Here is a 6,382-nt window from a genome sequence, read left to right as displayed (position 1 = left end):
TTGGAATACTTCTTCATGGCGGTTATTCAGAAAGAAAAGCGCTATTCTTAAACCTTCTCTCTAGTTTAAGTACCGTACCCGGAGCAATTATCGCTTATTTCGCTTTAGATATCATCCAAACCGCTATTCCTTACGTTATGGCTATTTCGGCAGCAAGTTTTCTGTATATTGCGTTATCTGATTTAACACCTGAACTACATCGCAAAGTTGGTGTCGGATATGCTCTACGACAATTTCTTTTAATGATTGCTGGAGTTGGAACAATTCTTCTGATCCTTCAACTTCATCCCTAGAATGATTATGTTCTTCAATATCACGACAGAAGTTCCTCAAGTATTTCAGGAAAATTCAGATTTTCTGCGCCATTATTCAGAGAACACTTTCTTGTGAATTAAACTGAACTTAAAAGGTCTAACGCCTTATAGAGGTTCATAATAAAACGAAAAGTTAAATTCTATACCTTTAAAATAGCTTGTATACAAATAATGAAAAAAGAAGGAAGATGGTTATTTAATTTCGACTTTCTTCGCTGGTTCTGGTTCCTTCTTTGGAAGGATCAGAGTCAGAATTCCTTTATCTAGCGAAGCCTCAATCTGGTACGATATAACCATGGTTTAGATTACTTCTCGTTGAAATCGCCGAATTACCTGAAAAATTTCCTGATTTCATTTTCTTGGCTGTCCACGATGGCAAAATAATTGATTTTCTTCTAAGTGCAAGATCAAGCGAAAAACAAATTTTGATATTCTTTTGCCTTCATTTGTCAAAACCAAAACTGTGAAATAAAGAATCTGCCCATAAAGCACCTCATTCATATAAGACTTACATTAGTGATTACTAAGAATAAGGAGGAAAACTAATTGGCAGAAAAGTGGCAGTGTTCAGTATGTGGCTATATTTATGACCCAGAAGTAGGTGATGAGCCATTTGTGGCACCTGGAACTCCATTTGAGGAAATCCCAGATGATTGGGTATGTCCAGTCTGTGGTGCGGACAAGGACATGTTCAAAAAAATGTAAATGGGACTTTATCTAACTACAAAAATCAAAGCCTGACACGGTAAAGTTCCAATCTATTTTTTAAAGTTTACATCCCATAGATTTGTCAAACTACAAAGCGGATGACAAGACTTGAAAATACGAATAGATATTAGATTGCCACTATCATTGTTTAGAAAAGTCCCGTTTCTCTTTACTGCTTCCAATTACAAATCATTTTCAATGGGCACTCCCTTTGATTTTCTTTCCTACCACGGGTCTAAGATTCCTGCCCTCTTACCCTGTACCCTATTTATCAAAGAAGAAAATACTCTAAACGATTTATTATTCTCATTCGCATTCCCTTTTATCAACAATGACGAATGCTTAGTTATATATTTCAATCATCCAGTTTGGCTTGGAAATAATAGAGACCCCTCACTTATTCATAATTTGTTTGATGAGATCACCAACTATTTTCAAGAGTTGGGTAAAGTAATACTGGTAATGGAAAGTCAGATTGAGCATATGACAACCACGTATGCAGTGGAAACAGATTCACCTCATAGTGCTTACCCAACTTCGCTCACACACTTTTCTTATGATGTCAGCAAATTATCCAACTTTACCCCTCCCTTGAAAGAATCTCTTGATCAACTACAAGAAGCAGGGTTCAAGGAATACAGCAGATTGCTATGTTACGAATGTGAAATCGAAACGTTGTTAAGTAATTTACATATCTCGGATCAAAAACTGCCGTATGAAATACTAAAGGACCTAAAAGACAAAAATATAACCATATCACTAGAAGACATCACCCCTTCTGATATGGTTGTAAAAAATTATTCATTTGCAAATCAATTCACCTTTATTTCTTCGCAATACACGTTTGAGCTTGGAGATCATGGTGTTATTGGTTTCCATAATAAACAATTTGTAGGGTTCTTTCAATGGACGCCAAATCTTTTTGAATTACCAAAAAATACGTTACCAATACCTTTCCTTTATCCAGATTTGATAAGGACACACCAGTTCACAACAGGTAAAATCTTTAGGTTTGGCATGAAGATCAAAGATAGTGATCTCTTTAAGGGCCTGTTTCATAAGACAGCACTTACAATGAGGGAAAAAGGTGTAAATACCTGCCAGATTGGATATATTGACGAACAAAATGAATTTCTCACCTCTCTTCTTGATCAAATTGGCTTTAGAGTAATCCATTCCCTACAAATTTTGAAGAAGGAAGTATAGTGAAGGACCTTGATTGTTTAATCGTACATCCCACGACTCGCGTCAAGACACGTTCCCCTACTAACGTACTGACTAACGTGATACTTCCAATGGGGAGTATTGCCATTGCCGATTACATTGATCGGAATGGATTTTCAACAGAAATCGTTCATACCGGATTGGAAGAAATGCTCAATCCTTCTTTCACGATAGAAGCGCTATTCAAAGAATATACACCTACAGTTCTTGGAATCGATCTTCACTGGTATCCTCATAGTTATGATGCATTGCGTATTGCTGAAATAGCAAAAAATACTTACGAAAATATCTTCATTGTGCTGGGTGGCTTCACTGCTTCTTGTTTTGCTGAAGAACTACTACAAAAATTTGAGTGTGTTGATGCAATTGTTAAAGGTGATGCAGAAATTCCAATGTTAGATCTTTTGAAAACTCTTCCCTCCCAAGATCTATCTAGCGTCCCTAATTTGTTTTATCGCGAAAATGATAGCATAAAACAAAGTAAAAAGAATTACTGTCCTTCTCAAGAGCAGTTTGACTCGTTCAATTTTCATAGAATCTCATTGCTCAGAAACTGGTACAACTACCTACAACTTACTCACGAAAATGACGACCTTCGCCAAAAACTGAAAAGACAGGGATGGTTATGTGTAGGGAGAGGGTGTGCAGTAAATTGCAGTTATTGCGGAGGTGGCCATAACGCACAATGCCTCCTTACAGGACGTTCGACGCCCTTATACCGTTCACAAGAAAAAGTAATTGAAACTTTGAAAGTATTTGCAGAAATGAAAATCTCGTGTGCATACTGCGATTTTGACCCCTTTGGGCGAAAAACACGTGAATATTATTTTAAACTCTTTGAAATGATCCGAAAAGAGGGTATAGACGTTTCTACCCAATTTTTGGTGTGGGATGTCACGTCAAAAAAGTTTTTGGAAGAATTTAAAAGAACTTTCAATCCTTTATACACTACCCTTACATTGTCTCCAGAATCTGGTAGTGAAACGATTCGGAAATTGAATAAAGGATTTTATTATAGCGATTCAGAATTATTTTCGTGGTTAGATCTCACCAAAGAAAACTTTATTCCCATCGAATTATATTTCACCACTGGATTGACTGGTGAAACTGTTACAGATTTCAGAGAAACTGTTCAGCTTGGAAAAAGGGTCGTTGAAGAATATCCAAATATTATTCATATCGCTTGTAATCCAATTTTTCTTGAGCCTGGCTCTCCGCGCTTTTTAGATCCTCAAAAATTTGGCATCACACTAAAATTTTCAAAATTCATTGATTTCTATTTAACCTACAAGAAATTCGCTTTAGGCGTTCCAGTCAGTTCCCGTCTGGGATATGAGACGGAACATATGTCAGAAACCGATATTATCCGGTTTGCCAACTATTTCAATGATCAAGTGTATGCTTTAACTCATTAAGTTTAAAAATAGCCTGTTCTCTACTTGTAGGGCGTTTTATCCTCCACCACCAGGCGGAAAAATCGTAATAAGATCTCCTTCTTTTAGTTCTGTTTTTGCCCCTTTTAAGCCCTTAATATTCATACCATTTACAAACATCACCAGGCGGTCAGTGATTTGATTTGTTTCAGCATCGATAAGTTTCTCTTTCAACTTTTCTCCATGTTCTTTGATAAGGGTATCAACTAGATCTTCTACATCGCAACGTTGAAGTGTGACTTGTCTGGATTTTTCGTTCACAACTTCTTGTAACTGACCATAGAATTTAACAGTTACGGCAACCATTTTCTTCACACTTTTTTATGAGTATTAGAATATCTTTAAGGTTTGTATTTTGGCAATCGTTTACGTTGCTCTTGCTACTCATATATAGGTATTTTTGTAAGTGTCATTTGAGCACAAAAAAATTAAAGACAGCTACTAGCCGGACGTGTGCCACACATAATGTTTACTAAGATGATCATTAAATTTCTCGTTTAGGGCTTTTGCAGCTGGCGTATCTGGAAGTTCTTTATTGCCCTTGACCTCAAATGTTTCAATGGTGAGATCAGTAGTTTCTGATGTAGGCCAGAAGCCACCATGATGATTCATATCTCGCCATCCATGGATTGTCATTCGAATTATTAGTTGTCCTGAAGAATCCGCTCTTTTACCTTCTATAATGCCATCAAAGTCGTCTCCTTCATGTTTAAGTATTTCTTTTTTCGTGAGCGTTATTCCTATACGTTCGGCACAGATGGCACAGTTGTTAAATATCTGAAGCGGCACATTTACGGTTCTAAATCTTCTTTCGTTTTTCATAAGCGACACCTTTCATCTTTTACACTCAAGAATACTCTTTAAATAATTTCACTTCTCTGCATGTGTGACATCATGTGAAAACTAGTTTAAGAAAAAAAAGAAACAAAAAAAGGGAATGAAATTTGTTTTATAGGCCATATTTCGACTTTATACTGGCGGGTACGCTACCGTCATCGTTCCAGCCGCGGGTCTTGTAGTACATCGGCTTTAGTTTAGCTAATGGAACCGTGTTTCCTTTCGATGGTCCCTCTGGAATAGGCTCTTCGAGAATCCTTGTTGGTAAGCTATCATTGTCCGCCGTAAATCCTTCGCGGTAGTTGAACATCCTTTCGAGGTTCCAGATGCGTGCGCCAATAGAGTCAAATTCTTCAGCTGTTATATCCCAACCGGTTATTGGGGCTAGAATATTTGCGAATTCTTGGGAACCCATTGAGAATGTAACGAACTGGCAGACAAGTGAGCTGTCCATTGCCGCTACGAAGTCCTGAAACGCGATCAGCATGTCAATTGATTTTTGACCTGGGTCGAATCGAGGCAATTGTTCAGGTGCGCCCAAGATTTCTGGATTGATCATGTATGCTCTTAAGTGGCAAGCACCTCTGTTGGAGGTAGCATAACCTAATGCATGTGCTTTGGCACCACGACCGTCATACGCGGGCATGCTTTGTCCTTTGACTGTCATCGCGAATTTATCAGCACCTTTACCCCATTTCTTTGCAGACATCTCTTCACCATCGCCCAGAATTGCACCGATTCCTTCGACCTTACCTATCATTTCAGCAACCTGTACTATTGCTTCTGTATTGCCAAATGTGAGGTCAATTCCACCAGTGTCTTCTTTGGTGATGATTCCTTTTTCATAGCATTCCATAGCGAAGGCACAAGCTGTACCCGCTTGGATTGCGTCTAAACCGTATTTATTGCAAATGTGATGCGCTGTTAAGACGTAATCAATGTCGTCTACTCCACAGTCTGCTCCCCAACTCCAGGTTGTTTCGTATTCAGGCCCTTCACATACAGTTCCGGCGTATGGTCCTTTTTCGATCTTACTCCATCGACCACACATGATTCTGCAGCCCTTACAACCGACATTCTTGATCAATCTGTTTTCCTTGATGTATTCACCAGAAGTGACTTCAGCACCTGGAAATACATCCATTTGGAAGTTATGTGTTGGATAAATCCCTGCACCGTTGACGATGTTAACCAGCAGCGCTGTACCAAGTGTGTAGAGTCCACCTCCGATCTTTGTGACGTCTCCAGCCTGCATTACCTCGTCTTCGTTCTTCTTAACAGCTGCCTTGAATGCAGCTTCATCAGCCATTGGAATCCTCTGTTTTCCTCGTGCCACTAAAGCTTTTAGGTTCTTTGAACCCATAACAGCTCCGTGTCCACCTCTTCCAGCGGCACGGTAGAATCTGTTCATAATAGCCGCAATGCGTTTCATATTTTCTCCGGGTGGTCCGATGCTTGCCACACCAATTGGGTTGCGCACTAATTTTTCGATGTCCTTTCCTACTGAAGATGGATCTAAATCTGCAAGGATTGCTGTTTCCGTCGCATGAACATCCATACCCCAGTACTTTGAAGCATCTTTCAGTTCAATTTTTCCGTCTTCGCACAAAATCATTGTTGGTTTAGCGGCTTTTCCTGTAATTACTAAATAATCGAATCCTGCAGCTTTGAGTGCGTGAGCGTAGTCTCCTCCAGAGTGCGAGTCAGAAACTGTACCAGTGAGGGGACTCTTAGTAACAGTACAGAATCGCCCAGAACTTGGCGCGCCTGTACCAGTTAGCGGACCTGTTAGAACGATGAGGATGTTGTCTGGTGAAAGTGGGTCAGTTCCTGGCTTCAATCGGTCATAAAGAATTTTAACACCGA

Annotated in this window: 7 protein-coding genes; 4 read left to right on the top strand and 3 right to left on the bottom strand. The window is 39.2% G+C overall.

Annotated elements, in window-relative coordinates; genetic code table 11:
• The 4 genes from QVB70_RS14675 to QVB70_RS14660 all read left to right on the top strand — a co-directional run.
• A partial coding sequence (locus tag QVB70_RS14675; protein ID WP_287587736.1) for a ZIP family metal transporter occupies nucleotides 1-293 on the top strand: 293 nt, incomplete at its 5' end.
• Nucleotides 294-860: 567 nt separating this feature from the next.
• A complete protein-coding gene (locus QVB70_RS14670; RefSeq protein ID WP_287587734.1) occupies nucleotides 861-1,019 on the top strand; it encodes a rubredoxin in 159 nt (52 codons plus the stop codon).
• Nucleotides 1,020-1,130: 111 nt separating this feature from the next.
• Nucleotides 1,131-2,228 carry a hypothetical protein gene (locus QVB70_RS14665; protein ID WP_287587733.1) on the top strand — a complete coding sequence of 366 codons (1,098 nt, stop codon included), beginning with the start codon at nucleotides 1,131-1,133 and terminating at the stop codon, nucleotides 2,226-2,228.
• Nucleotides 2,228-3,661, top strand: a complete 1,434-nt coding sequence (locus QVB70_RS14660; protein WP_287587731.1) for a radical SAM protein — start codon at nucleotides 2,228-2,230, stop codon at nucleotides 3,659-3,661. The genes QVB70_RS14665 and QVB70_RS14660 overlap by 1 nt, the downstream gene beginning before the upstream one ends.
• A 36-nt stretch (nucleotides 3,662-3,697) precedes the next feature.
• Here QVB70_RS14660 and QVB70_RS14655 read toward each other — a convergent pair whose 3' ends face one another.
• From QVB70_RS14655 to QVB70_RS14645, 3 genes are all read right to left on the bottom strand, one after another.
• Nucleotides 3,698-3,985 (bottom strand): MoaD family protein, encoded by a 288-nt coding sequence (locus QVB70_RS14655; RefSeq protein ID WP_287587730.1) that lies wholly within the window; start codon nucleotides 3,983-3,985, stop codon nucleotides 3,698-3,700.
• A 135-nt stretch (nucleotides 3,986-4,120) separates the two neighbouring features.
• Nucleotides 4,121-4,501 (bottom strand): hypothetical protein, encoded by a 381-nt coding sequence (locus tag QVB70_RS14650; RefSeq protein WP_287587729.1) that lies wholly within the window; start codon nucleotides 4,499-4,501, stop codon nucleotides 4,121-4,123.
• A 127-nt stretch (nucleotides 4,502-4,628) separates the two neighbouring features.
• On the bottom strand, nucleotides 4,629-6,382 hold a 1,754-nt coding region (locus QVB70_RS14645), incomplete at its 5' end, for an aldehyde ferredoxin oxidoreductase family protein (protein WP_287587728.1).

The sequence above is a fragment of the Candidatus Borrarchaeum sp. genome (assembly GCF_019058535.1).
Lineage (GTDB): Archaea > Asgardarchaeota > Sifarchaeia > Borrarchaeales > Borrarchaeaceae > Borrarchaeum > Borrarchaeum weybense.
Note: the sequence above shows the minus strand (reverse complement) of the source record. Positions and strands in the feature narration are given on the sequence as shown.